We start from the raw sequence: 14549 nt of genomic DNA, 5'->3' as shown, positions 1-14549 counted from the left end.
GCGGTGCCGGGAAACATGCCCGAGCACCGCGACTTCGGTCAGCCGTTCGGCTGCGCGTTGCGCGCTTCCTCGTTAGCAGCCGGCTTATCCTTTGGCACACCGGCCACGGTGAGTTCCGGAAAGTTGCCGCCGATGAACTCGACTTTGCGAGTCGGAAAGGCGAACTTCACCTCCATCTCACGAAGGCCGTCCATAAGCTGCAGATTGATCTCTTGTTGGGTATCCATGTACTCGTTGTAGTCCGACACCTGCATGATGTAGACGACTTCGAACGTGAGCTGGCTGTCATCGAAGCTAAGAAAATGAGCGCGGTCGAACTTCACTTTCTCCTGGCCTTCGATGATTCGCTTCACCAGTGCCGAGACTTCGCGCACCTTGTCTGATGGCGTGTTGTAAGTGATGCCGAACTTGAACACGATACGACGGGTATTCATGCGCTTGTAGTTGTGCAGGACCTGCTTGAGCAGGTCGGCGTTGGCGCAGACAATTTGCTCGCCGCTGAGCGCGCGAATGCGCGTGGTCTTCAGGCCGATGTGCTCGATATTTCCGGCTACATCGCCGAATACGACGAAATCGCCGATCTCGAAGGGCTTGTCCACACCGATGGACAGGGAGGCGAAGATGTCGCTGAGCAGCGTCTGCACCGCCAGTGCGATGGCGATACCGCCAACGCCGAGGCTCGCGACCATAGCGGTGATGTCGACGCCCAGATTGGCCAGGATCGAAAGGAGCATCATGGTCCAGATAACGATGCGGATCATGATGCCGATGATGGTGGTGGTGACAGGGTTTCGCGCCTTGCCGTCACGGGTCAGGCTTTCCATCCATAGGCGAACGGCTGTATCCATCCAAAGCGCGATTTGGAACGCCAGCGCTATGAACCAGCCGTGCGACATTGCTGATTCCCAGCGATCGGGCAACTGGACGATTTTCAGGCTGATCAGCAGCGAGAGGGCAATCAGCAGCAGATGGCTAGTGCGGCTGAGCATCTCCGCGGCAATAGCCGGGAAGCCACTCGGCGAGCCTTTAGCCATCTTTCGCAAGCGATTGGTGATGACCCGCAAAATGGTCTGCAGCACCAGATAGCTGACAAGAGTAACGCCAACGATTATGGCGATGTTGATCCACAGCGTTTCGTTCAACATCACGTCCCAATTCATCAATTCGAGTCCTCCGAGGGTTGGCGCGACCAGGCGCTGAAGCAATGACTACTTTTTCAGTAGCCGCTGCCACGCATTAGTTCCCGCGTTGACCGAGGAGGAGAGGCGAAACTATGAGGCTAGAACGAGTATTACCGCGCAGTCAGCGCGGCGGAAAGGCCTGCTTCAGATCGTCATAACCGCCGGCATTGATGACTTGGCTGTATCCCAGCTGCTGAAGTAAATCCTGCGCAGCGGAGGAACGGCGGCCGGTGCGACAGTAGAGAATGACCGGAGCGTGTTTGTCGGGTGCGACATCGGCGATGCGCTCGGCGAGGTCTTGGGCCTCGATACGCGTTGAGCCGGGCAGGGAACCCTCGGAGTGCTCCTTCGCTGTTCTAACATCGATCAATATGCTGTCGGGACGCTGCAGTGCCGCCAACGCGGCTGACTTGTCGATATCGCCAGCGATTGCCGTGGTGGTCGATATCATCAAGAGCAGAAGCAATCGGTACATACGTTCCCTCTTGGCCGCCTTGTTTCGGGCGGTCAGCTGATCAGACGGGTCAGATTCGGCAGAATCAGAATGACCGCCGTGGCGAACAGGATCAGTGTCGCCTGCCTGAATTTCTTGTGTTTGAACATGATTAGCGGCCTTCACTGTGTTCTGGCGCGAAAGTCCCGGTTGGCCGGATTATCCGTCACGCCTTGCCGAAAGAATTGCGTACCCGATGATTTGGGATGCGCTGCACGAGATTGATCAACGCGGCACTGGTCTGGTCCGCCTTCCAGACGTACTGGCCTCATGATCGCTTTTTCCCCGAATTTGGAGTCTTCCTTTTAAGCAAATCTCAAGCAATTTACAGACCAGTGCAGGCACGCGCGCTGGTATACGCATCCGACAATGGCTGAGTGGCATGCTTGTTCAAACGCGTGCAGCTACGCGGTTTCTGTTGTCTATTGATATGAACGTTCATTACTGGAGGTACATATGAACAGGCTTGGCTTTCCGGCATTGCTGCTTGCTTTGACTGTTTCAGGCGTGGCGGATGCCGAAGAAGAAAACATGACCCTGCAACAGGAGCGTGACCAGATAGGCGCAGAGATGGAACAGAATCGCCAGCAGATTGGACGTGAGATCAATGCCGTCCGCGAGCCTGGCGTATCCTCTGGGTCGGCCATTGAGCCGGGCGCAGCAGGCTCGGCCCGTCCGAATAATTCGGTTGGCACCCGCGCAACGCAGCCTGGACAGGCCCCGGCTGGCAGCGCCAGTAATCCGGGTATCACGCAACCGGGCGATGACGGCGGTCCGATCACGACCACTGGTCCGGGAAGTTCTACAGTCGAGCCTGGCAGGCCAACCACCACCGGCACGCCGATTGATCCCAGCCGTAATGGTGGTGCCAATGGAAACGCCAGGCCCGACGGCGGCGCAGCTACGGGTGAAATCGGAACATCCGGCGGTAACGGAGTCGGGGGCGCTGGTACCGGCGCAGCGGGTTCAGGAGGATCGGCTGCTAGCGGCGCGGCCGGCAACTGACTGGCCGGCTGACAGGCTCTTTGCCGCACGAGCCCGATAAGGGGCTATGCTTGATTGTATGATTGCCCGGTCAAAGGGCTGAGTGGGGGCTCGTAGTGCTCGGCGCTTCCGGACGGGGCTCTGGGCAGCAGCAACGAAAAAGCCCCGATAATCGGGGCTTTACGTTTGATTTGGCGGTGAGGGTGGGATTCGAACCCACGATACGATTTCTCGTATACACACTTTCCAGGCGTGCTCCTTCAACCGCTCGGACACCTCACCGGATCTCAACGGAGTTTGATGTCCGTCGAGGCGCGCTAATGTAGCCGAAGAGCTCTTGGATGGCAAAAAGTTTTTTTAGTTTTTTCATGTGCTTAACGCACCGTTGGAATACTGGCAAAGTGGTGATCGTAATGAACCTATCGTTTCTCTAGGGTTCTCAGCTGCATTGGCAAACGGATCGCACGTCACTGGGATCGAGCGTAGTGAAAGTGAATATGAAGAGCCAGGACAGGCTTTGATGAAGTTATTCAAGAACAAGCGCAAGCGGCCGGATGTAGTAGAGGTCGCTACGAAGCGCCGCCTTCACGTCAGTCATCTCGAACTTGGCATGTATATCTGCGAGTTGGATCGGCCTTGGCGTCAGACGGATTTTCTGTTCCAGGGGTTTCCCCTGCTTAAAATCGAACATATCCAGGCGGTGCGTGAGCGTTGTGATTACGTTTTCGTCGACGACACCCGCCGGGTTCTGCTCGATCAGGGGCAGATGATCGTGCCTTCGGCAACGCCAATACGCGTCAATCGCACGATGAACCGTATTCCGCTATCGCTTGAAGTCCATGAAGCCCGCGAAGCCTATCGCAGTAGCGCGCTAGTGCTGGATCAGGTGCTGCTGGATGTCCAGCAAGGTCGAGCGATCGATACAAAGGCCTGTCAGACGCTGGTTACACGCAACCTGGAAAGCATGTTGCGCAATGAGAGCGCCATGCTCTGGTTGACTCGGCTGAAGTCGCAGGATGTCTATACGAGTCTGCACTGCCTGTCCGTCTCTATTCTGGCGATGGGCTTTGGTACCCACCTCGGGCTGCCTGATGAAAAAATCGAGCTGTTGGGAATCGCCGGGTTGCTGCATGACGTGGGCAAGATGAAGATCGATCCCACCATCCTCAACAAGCCGGGCAAGCTCACCCAGGAAGAATTCGAACATATCAAGCTGCACCCGACTTTTGGATATCAGGCGCTACGCAGCCAGGAAGACATTCCCGCTGCTGCTGCCCAGGCGGCGTATGGACACCATGAGCGACTGGATGGCAAAGGTTATCCGCTAGGCCTGGATCAGTATCAGATCCCTTTCACTACGCGGATCATCACCATTGTCGATGCGTTCGACGCGATCACCAGTCATCGCACTTACGACGACGCGCGACCGATCCAGGCGGCGTATGACGTCCTGCGTAGCGGTGCTGGCAAGCAGTTCGACGAAACGCTGGTTCAGGAATTCATTCGCTGGCTAGGCGTGTTCCCGGTCGGCACGCTCGTCGAGCTGCACACTGGTGAGGTGGCGCTGGTGCTGGAGAAGCATCAGCAGCTGCATTTACGCCCCAAGGTGGTTGTCATGCGGGACGCCGAGAAGAAGCCTTGCGAGCCGCGTTATCTGGATCTTTCACAGCTAACCGTCGACGCTGACGGAACGCCTTACCGGATTCGCAGCGGTATCTCCGATGGATCCTACGGCCTATTCATCGCCGATCCGCAGTTACAGACCATCTTGCATCCCGAACTACTGGCAATACTTGAGCTTGAGCCGGAAACGGCTGAAAGCTGAGCCGTCGCCTATGTGTGCGGTTTTCAAGGGATATGACCTCAAATCATGACTTGTCAGTCAGTCACGACGCTTTACCTTGAAGGTTGTGCTGAGTAACGTCTGTCGACTTCTAACAAGGAATATTTCGTCATGAGTGATCTGGTTTCCTACGAACTCGAAGACGGCATCGCCACCCTGGCCCTGAACAACGGCAAGGTCAATGCGCTGTCCCCAGCGGTATTCGACGCACTCAATGCAGCGTTCGATCGCGCCGAGCAGGACCGCGCTGTAGTGATTCTTACTGGGCAGCCGGGGATACTGTCCGGAGGCTACGATCTAAAAGTGATGACCTCTGGCCCAGAAAACGCCATTGCGCTGGTGACGACCGGCTCGACCTTCACGCGACGGATGCTCGCTCATCCCTTCCCGATCATTGTCGCCTGCCCCGGTCACGCCATCGCCAAGGGTGCGTTTCTACTGCTTTCGGCCGACTACCGTATCGGCGTCGAAGGCGCTTTCAATATCGGCCTCAACGAAGTCCAGATTGGCATGACGATGCACCATTCGGGCATCGAGGTAGCGCGGGATCGGCTGACCAAGCCGGCGTTTCAGCGTTCGGTGATCAATGGCGAGATCTTCGCTCCGCAGGCCGCACTGGACGCCGGCTTCCTCGACAGGATCGTCCCGGCTGGTGAGCTGATGGGCGTCGCCAAAGCGACCGCGGCCCAATTAAAGAAGATCAACATGACGGCCCATAAGAACACCAAGCTCAAGGCCCGCAAGGCCCTGCTGGAAACCCTCGACCAGGCCATCCTGCTGGATCAGCAGCACTCGATCGTATCCTGAAGAGAATTTTCGACGGACCGCCCATTCCTGGCGGACCAGCGTTTAAACTGCGCTTGCAACGCCCCGCCATGGCGGGGCGTTTTTCATTCTTATTCGCCGCATCGCAGGAGAGTCCTGATGTCCGCCCCGCACACCCCGGTAGAACGCGCTGATTTCGACCAGGTCATTGTTCCCACTTTCGCTCCAGCCGCTTTCATTCCGGTGCGCGGCCAGGGTTCGCGAGTATGGGATCAGAGCGGGCGAGAGCTGATCGACTTTACCGGCGGCATCGCCGTGAATGTGCTCGGCCATGCACACCCAGCGCTGGTAGCTGCACTGACAGAGCAGGCGGGCAACCTCTGGCATATCTCCAATATCTTCACCAACGAGCCGGCGCTGCGCCTGGCGAAGAAGTTGGTGGCGGCGACCTTTGCCGACCGGGCATTTTTCTGCAACTCCGGCGCCGAAGCCAACGAGGCGGCGTTCAAGCTGGCTCGTCGCTATGCCCACGATAAACATGGGCCGGAAAAATTCGAAATCATCTCGGCGGTGAACAGCTTCCACGGCCGCACCCTATTTACCGTGACCGTCGGTGGCCAGCCGAAATACTCTGACGGCTTCGGGCCGAAGATTCAGGGCATCAGGCATGTGCCGTACAACGACCTGGACGCGCTCGCCACCGCGATCTCGGATAAAACCTGCGCCGTGGTGCTGGAACCGATTCAGGGCGAAAGCGGCGTTCTGCCTGCTGATCAGGCTTATCTGGAAGGAGCTCGCAAACTCTGCGACAAGCACAACGCGCTGCTGATCCTTGATGAGGTACAAACTGGTATGGGTCGTACCGGTGAGCTATTCGCCTACATGAATTACGGTGTCACGCCGGATATTCTGACCAACGCAAAGAGCCTTGGCGGCGGTTTCCCGATCGGCCTGATGCTGACCACCAATGAGATCGCCGCGCATTTCAGCGTCGGTACCCACGGCACCACTTACGGCGGTAATCCGCTGGCGTGTGCGGTGGCAGAGGCGGTGGTCGATATTGTCAACACTCCCGAGGTGCTGAACGGCGTTAAGGACCGGCACGAGCGCTTCAAGAGCGGGCTGCTTGAAATCGGCCAGCGTTACGGGCTGTTCAGTCAGGTGCGTGGCATGGGAATGCTGATCGGGTGTGTACTCAACGATGCATGGAAAGGCCGCGCAAGGGACATCTTCGATGCCGCCGAGAAGGAGGCCTTGATGATCTTGCAAGCCGGCCCCGATGTGATCCGCCTGGCCCCCAGCCTGATCATCGAAGAGGCCGACATCGCAGAAGGTCTTGCTCGTTTTGAGCGCGCCGCAGCCAAACTTACCCAAGCCTAACCTAGGCCTATGATTCCGGCAGGGCGGTTTTTTCCGTCCTGTCTTCTTCACTTCATCGAGAACATTGACCATGAGCGATAGCCTGCAACTGATCTTGGAAGACGTAGACGGCACTCAGCTGGAGACCTCCTGCACCCGCTTCGCCGTTATGTGGCAGGGCCGTGAAGTCTGGATTCAGCAGGTCGGCAATAATCAGCTAATGATTGGCGTCGACGTCGAAGATGGCGACACCGAATACGCCAATCTGCTGCTGCGTCCGCTCGCGACTAACCTGGTCAGCCTCGAGCTCGAGATGGAACCGGTCGAGTCCGCCGACGATGATCACGTTCATGGACCGGACTGCAACCACGATCACTGATCGCGCCGACATGCTCTCGCTCGGTGGTTTGCTGGAGCTGACCCTGGCCGGGCGCGAGCCTCGTGAGAAGGTCCAATGGACGACTGACGGAGCCAAGCTGCGATGGCTGGGCGAAGGCGCGCTTGAGGTGACGCCGGCTACTGGCCTGGACGCAGGTTTGGACCTGGTGCTGTCCGCTGGTGTCCACGGTTGTGAAATTATCCCGATTGAACTGCTTGACCGCCTGGTGCAGGCGATCGGGAGCGGCGAGATCTGTCCTCGTGTGCGCTTGCTTCTGTTGTTCTGCAATGCGCCAGCGATGCGTCAGGGCGTGCGTTTGATCGGCCGGGATCTGAATCGGCTCTTCTGCGGTGCACACGAGGATGATTCGAGCGAAGAGGCGCGGCGCGCGTCGCAGTTGGAAGCGCTGGTGACGGGTTTCTTTCATGATCCGGGTCGCAGGCGCTGGCACTACGATCTACATTCGGCCATGCGCGCATCGAAGTTGCCGCAGTTCGCCGTGTGCCCATGGGTGGCTGGGCGCGAAGTTTCTGAGGAAAGCCTACAACGCCTTCAGCGTGCAGCGGTTGATGCAGTGCTGCTACAGGAAAAGCCGTCCTCGACCTTCAGTGCTCATACGGCGATACGCCACGGCGCTGAGGCCTTTACCCTGGAAGTGGCAGAAGCGCCAGGCGGCGTCTGGCCTGATTGCCTCGGTGAGTTTCTACAAGCTGCACAATGCTGGATCGAGGCGACTGAGCCGTCACAGAAAAGACCGGTACGACCGTTGATGAAGTTCCGGTTGGCCAGGGAAATTATCAAGCGCAGCGAACAGTTTGTGCTGCGTCTGCCGGCTGGTATCGACAACTTCACGCCCGTATCGCCCGGTACCTTGCTGGCCGAGGATGGCGATGAAGTGCGCTGGGTGGTCGAAGAGCTGGGCGCGCGAATTCTGTTTCCGATGGCCAGTGTCGCTATCGGCGAGCGTGCCGGCTTGATCGTGGTGCCCCTCAACTGAACTATGCTGCCGCTTTACGAAAAGCGGCTCGGTTTCGAATTTGGCCGTTTTGATTCTTGAGAGGCCCGACTCTGGGGCGGAGATTTTACCTTTAAGCGGGCGGCAAGAAGTTATCACCGCGGGGCGCGCTCCCACTGAAGCGCGCCGGCTAGCGGTCAGATGCCGGTCGGTGGGTTGGTGAGCGAATCGTTACCAGTCACTGTCGCGGTTCCGGTGGCTGCCTGAGCATTTGCCTTCAGGCGTGCCTCGTCTGTTTCGCTGCGCTCCAGCGGCATACTGCGGGAATTGCCTTCGGCCATTTTTGCCTGCTCGTTCACCTCGCAGAGGACCCGTTTGGCTTCGCAGTGGCCAGATACTCCTCGCGCGAGCGCCATGCCGCCCATGGCGAGTTGAAGCAGACCGCCCAGGCCGCCACGTCCGAGCCCTTTGCCAAGGAAATACAGCCCGCCAGCGATCGATGCTGCGCGTTCCCAACCGTGCACGTTTTGCGAAGCCTGATTTGACGATGTCCTGTTCATGGGTAATCACTCCGAAACAGTGGTGTGAATAAATGACCCCGGCGCCTAGAGCCCGTTCCCACCGCAAGTCGGCAATCTGCGCTGCCATATAACTGCGGGGTGCGCCACGCAGGCCCACCCCGTCACCCTTAGCGCGCCGCCATTCCGAACACCTTAAGCACGAACGCATATTCCAGCGCGACATCCTTGAGTGCCTGATAGCGCCCACTCATGCCCCCGTGACCGGCGCCGAATTCCGTCTTGAGCAGAAGAAGGTTGTCGTCAGTCTTGCTAGCGCGCAGCTTGGCCACCCATTTCGCCGCTTCCCAGTACTGCACCCGGCTATCGTTGTAACCGGCGACGGCGAGCAGCGCTGGATAATCCTGGGTGCGGATATTTTCGTACGGCGCGTAAGCCTTGATGCGCGCACGCACATCCGGGAGGTTCGGATCACCCCATTCGTCGTACTCGGTAACAGTCAATGGTAGGTCGGCGTTGAGCATGGTGTTCAATACGTCAACAAAAGGCACTTCGGCGATTGCCGCGCCGAACAGGTCCGGGCGCAGATTGAGCACGGCACCGATCAGCAGGCCGCCAGCACTGCCGCCGCTGATAGCCAGCTGTTGCGGTGATGTGTAGCCATCGGCGATCAGCTTTTCCGCGCAGGCAATGAAGTCGCTGAAGGTATTCGGTTTGTGCTCCAGCTTGCCGGCGCGATACCAGGCCTCGCCTAGATCGCCGCCGCCGCGTACATGGGCGATGGCGAAGACGAAGCCACGGTCGAGCAACGATAGCCGTGCGTGGGAAAACCAGGGATCCAGGCTGTGGCCATAGGCGCCGTAGCCATAGAGATAAAGCGGGGCGGGCTTGCCGAAGGTTTCGCGACGGCCGACCAGGCTGATCGGCACCTGGGTTCCGTCTGCTGCGGTTACCCAGATTCGACGGCTTTCGTAGGCGTCGGCATCGAAGGGGCCTTCGACAGGGGTTTCCTTGAGTACCTTCTGTTCGCCATCGGCCAGATTCAACTGCCGAATCTGCGCGGGGCGATTGAGCGCCTCATAGCGCAGGCGGATGACGGCGCTGTCGAACTCAAGGGTGTTGTGCACGTGCAGGCTGTAAGCCGCATCCGGTAGCTGCACACGATAAGGTGCGGTGCCCTGCGGCCGGACCTCGACAATCGGCAGGCCGGACTCGCGCAGGCTGAGCGTGATGGCGCTGGCATTCAGGCTGACGTCTTCGAGCATCACCATTTCCCGGTGAGCGATCAGTTCTTTCCAATGCTCGCGCTGCGGTGTGCTCTCAGGCGCTTGATATAGCGCGAAGTTGATTCCGGTCTGGTTGCTGCGAACGATCCAGCTCCACTGGCCGTCGAGCAGCCCGTGATCGGGGTAATACTCGTGATCTTCCTGGCGCGGTGCCAGGCAAACCCAGCGGCCGTCGGGCTCATCGGCCGAAAGCACCCAGGCTTCGCTGGTGGTTTTGCTGTTGGACAGAATTATTAGCTGACGCTCGGAGCTGGCCCGATAGCAGTGGACGAAGTAGCGGCCGTCGGGATCGTGATACACCTCTGTGCAGTCCGTTTCGCCAAGGCGATGACGGTAGATTTTGTGCGGGCGGTGGGTGTCGTCGAGTTCGCCAAAAAACAAGGTTTGATGGTCGTTGGCCCAGGTCATGCTGCCGTCGCAATCATCGAAAGGCAGGGCGGTGACTTCACCCGTAGCGAGATCCTTTACGAATAACCGGTAGATCTCGTCGCCCTGGGTGTCGAGGCTGTAAGCCAGCTTGCTGTGGTCCTGGCTGACGCTGAATGCGCCGAGCGAGAGAAAGCCGCCTGCCGCCAGTTCGTTGGGGTCGAGCAACAATTGTTCGGCGTTCTCGTCCACGCTGAACGAGCCGTCCATCGGTCGTGGGCAGCGGTAATGGCGTGGATATTCATCACCTGCGGTAGTGCGCTGGTAATAGAGCCAAGGCCCCCACGGCGAGGGCAGTGAAAGGTCGGTCTCGCGGATGCGCCCTTTGATCTCCTGAAACAGCGCCTCGCGTAACTCGGCCTGATCAACGAGCTGACTTTCCAGATAGGCGTTTTCAGCCTTCAGGTAATCGAGCACGTCGGGCGCGTCGCGATTTTCCAGCCACTTGTATGGGTCTTGGCCGTTATCGACTCGGGCAATGGGGGCGGACATTCAGAACTCCTGGAGCGCGGCGGCTTACAGCTGCGTGAGGATTGCGGGCGGCCAGTGTACAAGGCGCATCGTCAGTTTGTGACGGTGCTGACCGTCACGGGTTCACTGGCGTCACCGCTCAGATCATCTGCGTGAATGGGCATCGATGGGCCAAAACGATACATCACGCGCCGCACGAGCCGGGGTCTTGGCTAGTCTTACTGGTCTGATTCCTGGGCGGGCGCACTCGAACGGTATGTTGGCCGATTGACAACGGATCGCTTTTCCATGAAGGTGTGCTCACCCAAATCAAACGGGCGTATGAATCGAGCGTTTGCCACGCAAACGCCGTCAGCCCGGCTTATCGTGTCGGTGGGTGTCGTTTCACCGGGTGTCGCTACACCAGTATCGGTGACGGTCTTCGGACCGAAGACGTGCGACACGTAACGTTCAGCTTCCATACCTGGAGATCAGTTGATGATTTACGAAGGTAAAGCCATCACGGTTAAGGCTCTTGAGAGTGGCATCGTCGAATTGAATTTCGACCTCAAGGGTGAGTCCGTCAACAAGTTCAATCGCCTCACTCTCAATGACCTGCGCCAAGCCGTTGATGCCATCAAGGCCGACGCTTCGGTAAAAGGCGTGATCGTTACCAGCGGCAAGGATGTTTTCATCGTTGGCGCCGACATCACCGAATTCGTTGACAACTTCAAGATGCCGGACGAAGAACTGGTAGCCGGCAACCTCGAAGCGAACAAGATTTTCAGCGATTTCGAAGACCTTGGCGTTCCGACTGTCGCTGCCATTAACGGTATCGCCCTAGGTGGCGGTTTCGAAATGTGCATGGCTGCTGACTATCGTGTCATGTCCACCGCAGCCAAGGTTGGTTTGCCTGAAGTCAAGCTGGGCATCTACCCAGGTTTCGGCGGTACCGTGCGCCTGCCGCGTCTGATCGGTGTCGACAACGCGGTCGAGTGGATTGCTTCCGGTAAAGAAAATCGCGCTGAAGATGCGTTGAAAGTTCGCGCCGTCGATGCGGTCGTTGCCCCTGATCAGCTGCAAGCCGCTGCTCTGGATCTGGTCAAGCGCGCCATCTCCGGTGAGCTGGACTACAAGGCCAAGCGTCAGCCCAAGCTGGACAAGCTCAAGCTCAATGCCATCGAGCAGATGATGGCCTTCGAGACCTCCAAGGGTTTCGTCGCCGGTCAGGCTGGCCCGAACTATCCGGCCCCGGTCGAAGCGATCAAGACCATTCAGAAAGCCGCCAACTTCGGCCGTGACAAGGCCATCGAAGTCGAGGCCGCCGGCTTCGTCAAACTGGCCAAGACCTCGGTCGCACAGAGCCTGGTCGGCCTGTTCCTCAGCGATCAGGAGCTGAAGAAGAAGGCCAAGAACTACGACAAGCAGGCGCGCGAAGTGAAGCTGGCTGCTGTGCTTGGTGCTGGCATCATGGGTGGCGGTATCGCCTATCAGTCGGCTGTCAAAGGCACGCCGATCCTGATGAAGGACATCCGCGAAGAAGGCATCCAGATGGGCTTGAACGAGGCCTCCAAGCTGCTCGGCAAGCGCGTCGAGAAAGGACGTCTGACCCCGGCGAAGATGGCCGAAGCCCTCAATGCAATTCGCCCGACCACCTCCTATGGTGATTTCGGCAACGTCGACATCGTCGTCGAGGCCGTGGTCGAGAACCCGAAGATCAAGCAGTCGGTGCTGGCTGAAGTGGAAGGCCTGGTGCGTGAAGACGCGATCATCGCCTCGAACACCTCGACCATCTCCATCAGCCTGCTGGCTCAGGCGCTCAAGCGTCCGGAAAACTTCTGCGGCATGCACTTCTTCAACCCGGTACACATGATGCCGCTGGTGGAAGTCATTCGTGGTGAGAAGACCAGCGAAACCGCTATCGCTACCACCGTTGCTTACGCCAAGAAGATGGGCAAGAGCCCTGTTGTGGTTAACGATTGCCCGGGCTTCCTGGTCAACCGCGTGTTGTTCCCCTATTTCGGTGGTTTTGCCCGTTTGGTCAGTGCAGGCGTGGATTTCGTCCGCATCGACAAGGTCATGGAAAAGTTCGGCTGGCCGATGGGCCCGGCTTACCTGATGGATGTCGTCGGCATGGACACCGGCCACCACGGTCGTGACGTCATGGCCGAAGGCTTCCCGGATCGCATGAAGGACGATCGCCGCACTGCGGTTGATGCCCTGTACGACGCCAACCGCCTGGGCCAGAAGAACGGCAAGGGCTTCTACAGCTACGAAATGGACAAGCGCGGCAAGCCGGCGAAGGTTGTGGACGCGAGCGTCCAGGAAGTGCTGGCACCGATTGTTTACGAGCAGCGTGAAGTCACCGACGAGGACATCATCAATTTCATGATGATCCCGCTGTGCCTGGAAACCGTTCGCTGCCTGGAAGACAAGATCGTCGAAACCGCTGCCGAAGCCGACATGGGCTTGATCTACGGCATCGGCTTCCCACCCTTCCGCGGCGGTGCACTGCGCTACATCGATTCGATCGGTGTTGCCGAGTTCGTAGCATTGGCCGACAAATACGCCGACCTGGGCCCGCTGTATCAACCGACTGCGAAGCTGCGTGAGATGGCTGCCAACGGCCAGCGCTTCTACGGTTAATCGAGGAATAGAGAGATATGAGCCTTAATCCGAGAGACGTCGTCATTGTCGACTTCGGCCGTACCCCGATGGGTCGTTCCAAGGGCGGCATGCACCGCAACACCCGCGCCGAGAGCATGTCCGCGCACCTGATCGATGGTGTGCTGGCGCGCAATCCGAAAATCGATCCGGCTGAGGTGGAAGATGTGATCTGGGGCTGCGTCAACCAGACCCTGGAACAGGGCTGGAACATTGCACGCATGGCGTCGCTGATGACCCGCATTCCGCACACCAGCGCCGCGCAGACCGTCAGCCGTCTGTGCGGTTCGTCGATGAGCGCGCTGCATACCGCCGCTCAGGCGATCATGACCGGTAACGGTGATGTGTTCGTCGTCGGTGGTGTTGAGCACATGGGCCACGTCGGCATGATGCACGGCGTCGACCCGAACCCGCAGCTGTCGCTGTACGCTGCCAAAGCGTCTGGCATGATGGGCCTGACCGCCGAAATGCTGGGCAAAATGCACGGCATCACCCGCGAGCAGCAGGACGCGTTCGGGGAGCGCTCGCACCGCCTGGCGCACAAGGCGACCGTCGAAGGCCTGTTTAAGGATGAAATCATCCCGATGCAGGGCTATGACGAGAACGGTTTCCTCAAGATTTTCGACTATGACGAGACCATTCGTCCGGAAACTACGCTGGAAAGCCTCGCGGCTCTGAAGCCTGCCTTCAACCCCAAGGGCGGCACTGTAACGGCGGGTACGTCCTCGCAGATCACCGATGGTGCGTCCTGCATGATCGTGATGTCGGCACAGCGGGCACAGGATCTGGGGATCCAGCCGATGGCCGTGATCCGCTCCATGGCGCTGGCCGGTGTCGATCCGGCGATCATGGGTTACGGCCCGGTGCCGGCCACCCAGAAGGCGCTCAAGCGTGCCGGTCTGACGATGGACGACATCGATTTCGTCGAGCTCAACGAGGCGTTCGCGGCTCAGGCGCTGCCTGTGTTGAAGGATCTCAAATTGCTCGACAAGATGGAGCAGAAGGTCAATCTGCACGGCGGTGCCATCGCGCTGGGCCATCCGTTCGGTTGCTCAGGCGCACGTATCTCCGGCACGCTGCTGAACGTGATGAAGCAGAACGGCGGTACTTTTGGCGTATCCACGATGTGCATTGGCCTGGGTCAAGGTATCACCACGGTGTTCGAACGCGTCTAAGCTGTTCGGGACAAGGAAGCCGGGGCCTCGTGCCCCGGTTTTCATTTTTATAGGTAGTTGTTTTTCCAGAG

Annotated in this window: 12 protein-coding genes and 1 tRNA gene; 8 read left to right on the top strand and 5 right to left on the bottom strand. The window is 58.7% G+C overall.

The window, feature by feature from the left end; all coding sequences use genetic code 11:
• Positions 1-38: 38 nt before the first annotated feature.
• Together NAV33_RS16825 and NAV33_RS16820 are read right to left on the bottom strand one after the other, a co-directional pair.
• The gene (locus NAV33_RS16825; RefSeq protein ID WP_255982111.1) at positions 39-1160 is read right to left on the bottom strand and encodes a mechanosensitive ion channel family protein; all 1122 of its coding nucleotides are present in this window, start codon (positions 1158-1160) and stop codon (positions 39-41) included.
• A 142-nt stretch (positions 1161-1302) separates the two neighbouring features.
• Positions 1303-1656 (bottom strand): rhodanese-like domain-containing protein, encoded by a 354-nt coding sequence (locus tag NAV33_RS16820; RefSeq protein WP_255982109.1) that lies wholly within the window; start codon positions 1654-1656, stop codon positions 1303-1305.
• A 474-nt stretch (positions 1657-2130) separates the two neighbouring features.
• Between NAV33_RS16820 and NAV33_RS16815 the strand changes: the two genes are divergently transcribed.
• Positions 2131-2679 carry a hypothetical protein gene (locus NAV33_RS16815; protein WP_255982107.1) on the top strand — a complete coding sequence of 183 codons (549 nt, stop codon included), beginning with the start codon at positions 2131-2133 and terminating at the stop codon, positions 2677-2679.
• A gap of 171 nt (positions 2680-2850) precedes the next feature.
• Here NAV33_RS16815 and NAV33_RS16810 read toward each other — a convergent pair.
• Positions 2851-2940 (bottom strand) — tRNA-Ser (locus NAV33_RS16810).
• 238 nt (positions 2941-3178) lie between these two features.
• Here NAV33_RS16810 and NAV33_RS16805 point away from each other — a divergent pair.
• From NAV33_RS16805 to NAV33_RS16785, 5 genes are all read left to right on the top strand, one after another.
• A complete protein-coding gene (locus NAV33_RS16805) occupies positions 3179-4483 on the top strand; it encodes an HD-GYP domain-containing protein (RefSeq protein WP_255982105.1) in 1305 nt (434 codons plus the stop codon).
• A 129-nt stretch (positions 4484-4612) separates the two neighbouring features.
• Positions 4613-5308 (top strand): crotonase/enoyl-CoA hydratase family protein, encoded by a 696-nt coding sequence (locus tag NAV33_RS16800; protein ID WP_255982103.1) that lies wholly within the window; start codon positions 4613-4615, stop codon positions 5306-5308.
• Positions 5309-5425: 117 nt separating this feature from the next.
• On the top strand, positions 5426-6646 hold the full coding sequence (locus tag NAV33_RS16795; protein ID WP_255982101.1) for an aspartate aminotransferase family protein: 1221 nt from the start codon (positions 5426-5428) through the stop codon (positions 6644-6646).
• Positions 6647-6716: 70 nt separating this feature from the next.
• On the top strand, positions 6717-7004 hold the full coding sequence (locus NAV33_RS16790) for a topoisomerase II (RefSeq protein ID WP_019340650.1): 288 nt from the start codon (positions 6717-6719) through the stop codon (positions 7002-7004).
• A 10-nt stretch (positions 7005-7014) separates the two neighbouring features.
• Positions 7015-8001 carry a succinylglutamate desuccinylase gene (locus NAV33_RS16785; protein WP_255982153.1) on the top strand — a complete coding sequence of 329 codons (987 nt, stop codon included), beginning with the start codon at positions 7015-7017 and terminating at the stop codon, positions 7999-8001.
• 155 nt (positions 8002-8156) lie between these two features.
• On the opposite strand, the gene NAV33_RS16780 is transcribed toward NAV33_RS16785, so the two are convergent.
• Both NAV33_RS16780 and NAV33_RS16775 read right to left on the bottom strand, forming a co-directional pair.
• On the bottom strand, positions 8157-8519 hold the full coding sequence (locus tag NAV33_RS16780) for a YgaP-like transmembrane domain (protein ID WP_255982099.1): 363 nt from the start codon (positions 8517-8519) through the stop codon (positions 8157-8159).
• A gap of 128 nt (positions 8520-8647) precedes the next feature.
• Entirely contained in the window at positions 8648-10681 is a 2034-nt protein-coding gene (locus NAV33_RS16775) for a S9 family peptidase (protein WP_255982097.1), read from the bottom strand.
• A 456-nt stretch (positions 10682-11137) separates the two neighbouring features.
• On the opposite strand from NAV33_RS16775, the gene fadB reads away from it, so the two are divergent.
• Both fadB and fadA read left to right on the top strand, forming a co-directional pair.
• Complete coding sequence (fadB, locus tag NAV33_RS16770; RefSeq protein ID WP_255982095.1) at positions 11138-13285, top strand: fatty acid oxidation complex subunit alpha FadB; 2148 nt, start codon at positions 11138-11140, stop codon at positions 13283-13285.
• 17 nt (positions 13286-13302) lie between these two features.
• A complete protein-coding gene (gene fadA, locus NAV33_RS16765) occupies positions 13303-14478 on the top strand; it encodes an acetyl-CoA C-acyltransferase FadA (protein ID WP_255982092.1) in 1176 nt (391 codons plus the stop codon).
• The last annotated feature ends 71 nt before the right edge of the window (positions 14479-14549 follow it).

Source organism: Stutzerimonas stutzeri (genome assembly GCF_024448715.1).
Taxonomy (GTDB): domain Bacteria; phylum Pseudomonadota; class Gammaproteobacteria; order Pseudomonadales; family Pseudomonadaceae; genus Stutzerimonas; species Stutzerimonas stutzeri_AR.
Note: the sequence above shows the minus strand (reverse complement) of the source record. Positions and strands in the feature narration are given on the sequence as shown.

Bases quoted from the DNA above. Each gene is read 5' to 3' on its own strand.
- NAV33_RS16825 (WP_255982111.1), bottom strand. From the start codon at position 1,160: ATGAATTGGGACGTGATGTTGAACGAAACGCTGTGGATCAACATCGCC.
- NAV33_RS16820 (WP_255982109.1), bottom strand. From the start codon at position 1,656: ATGTACCGATTGCTTCTGCTCTTGATGATATCGACCACCACGGCAATC.
- NAV33_RS16815 (WP_255982107.1), top strand. From the start codon at position 2,131: ATGAACAGGCTTGGCTTTCCGGCATTGCTGCTTGCTTTGACTGTTTCA.
- NAV33_RS16805 (WP_255982105.1), top strand. From the start codon at position 3,179: ATGAAGTTATTCAAGAACAAGCGCAAGCGGCCGGATGTAGTAGAGGTC.
- NAV33_RS16800 (WP_255982103.1), top strand. From the start codon at position 4,613: ATGAGTGATCTGGTTTCCTACGAACTCGAAGACGGCATCGCCACCCTG.
- NAV33_RS16795 (WP_255982101.1), top strand. From the start codon at position 5,426: ATGTCCGCCCCGCACACCCCGGTAGAACGCGCTGATTTCGACCAGGTC.
- NAV33_RS16790 (WP_019340650.1), top strand. From the start codon at position 6,717: ATGAGCGATAGCCTGCAACTGATCTTGGAAGACGTAGACGGCACTCAG.
- NAV33_RS16785 (WP_255982153.1), top strand. From the start codon at position 7,015: ATGCTCTCGCTCGGTGGTTTGCTGGAGCTGACCCTGGCCGGGCGCGAG.
- NAV33_RS16780 (WP_255982099.1), bottom strand. From the start codon at position 8,519: ATGAACAGGACATCGTCAAATCAGGCTTCGCAAAACGTGCACGGTTGG.
- NAV33_RS16775 (WP_255982097.1), bottom strand. From the start codon at position 10,681: ATGTCCGCCCCCATTGCCCGAGTCGATAACGGCCAAGACCCATACAAG.
- fadB (WP_255982095.1), top strand. From the start codon at position 11,138: ATGATTTACGAAGGTAAAGCCATCACGGTTAAGGCTCTTGAGAGTGGC.
- fadA (WP_255982092.1), top strand. From the start codon at position 13,303: ATGAGCCTTAATCCGAGAGACGTCGTCATTGTCGACTTCGGCCGTACC.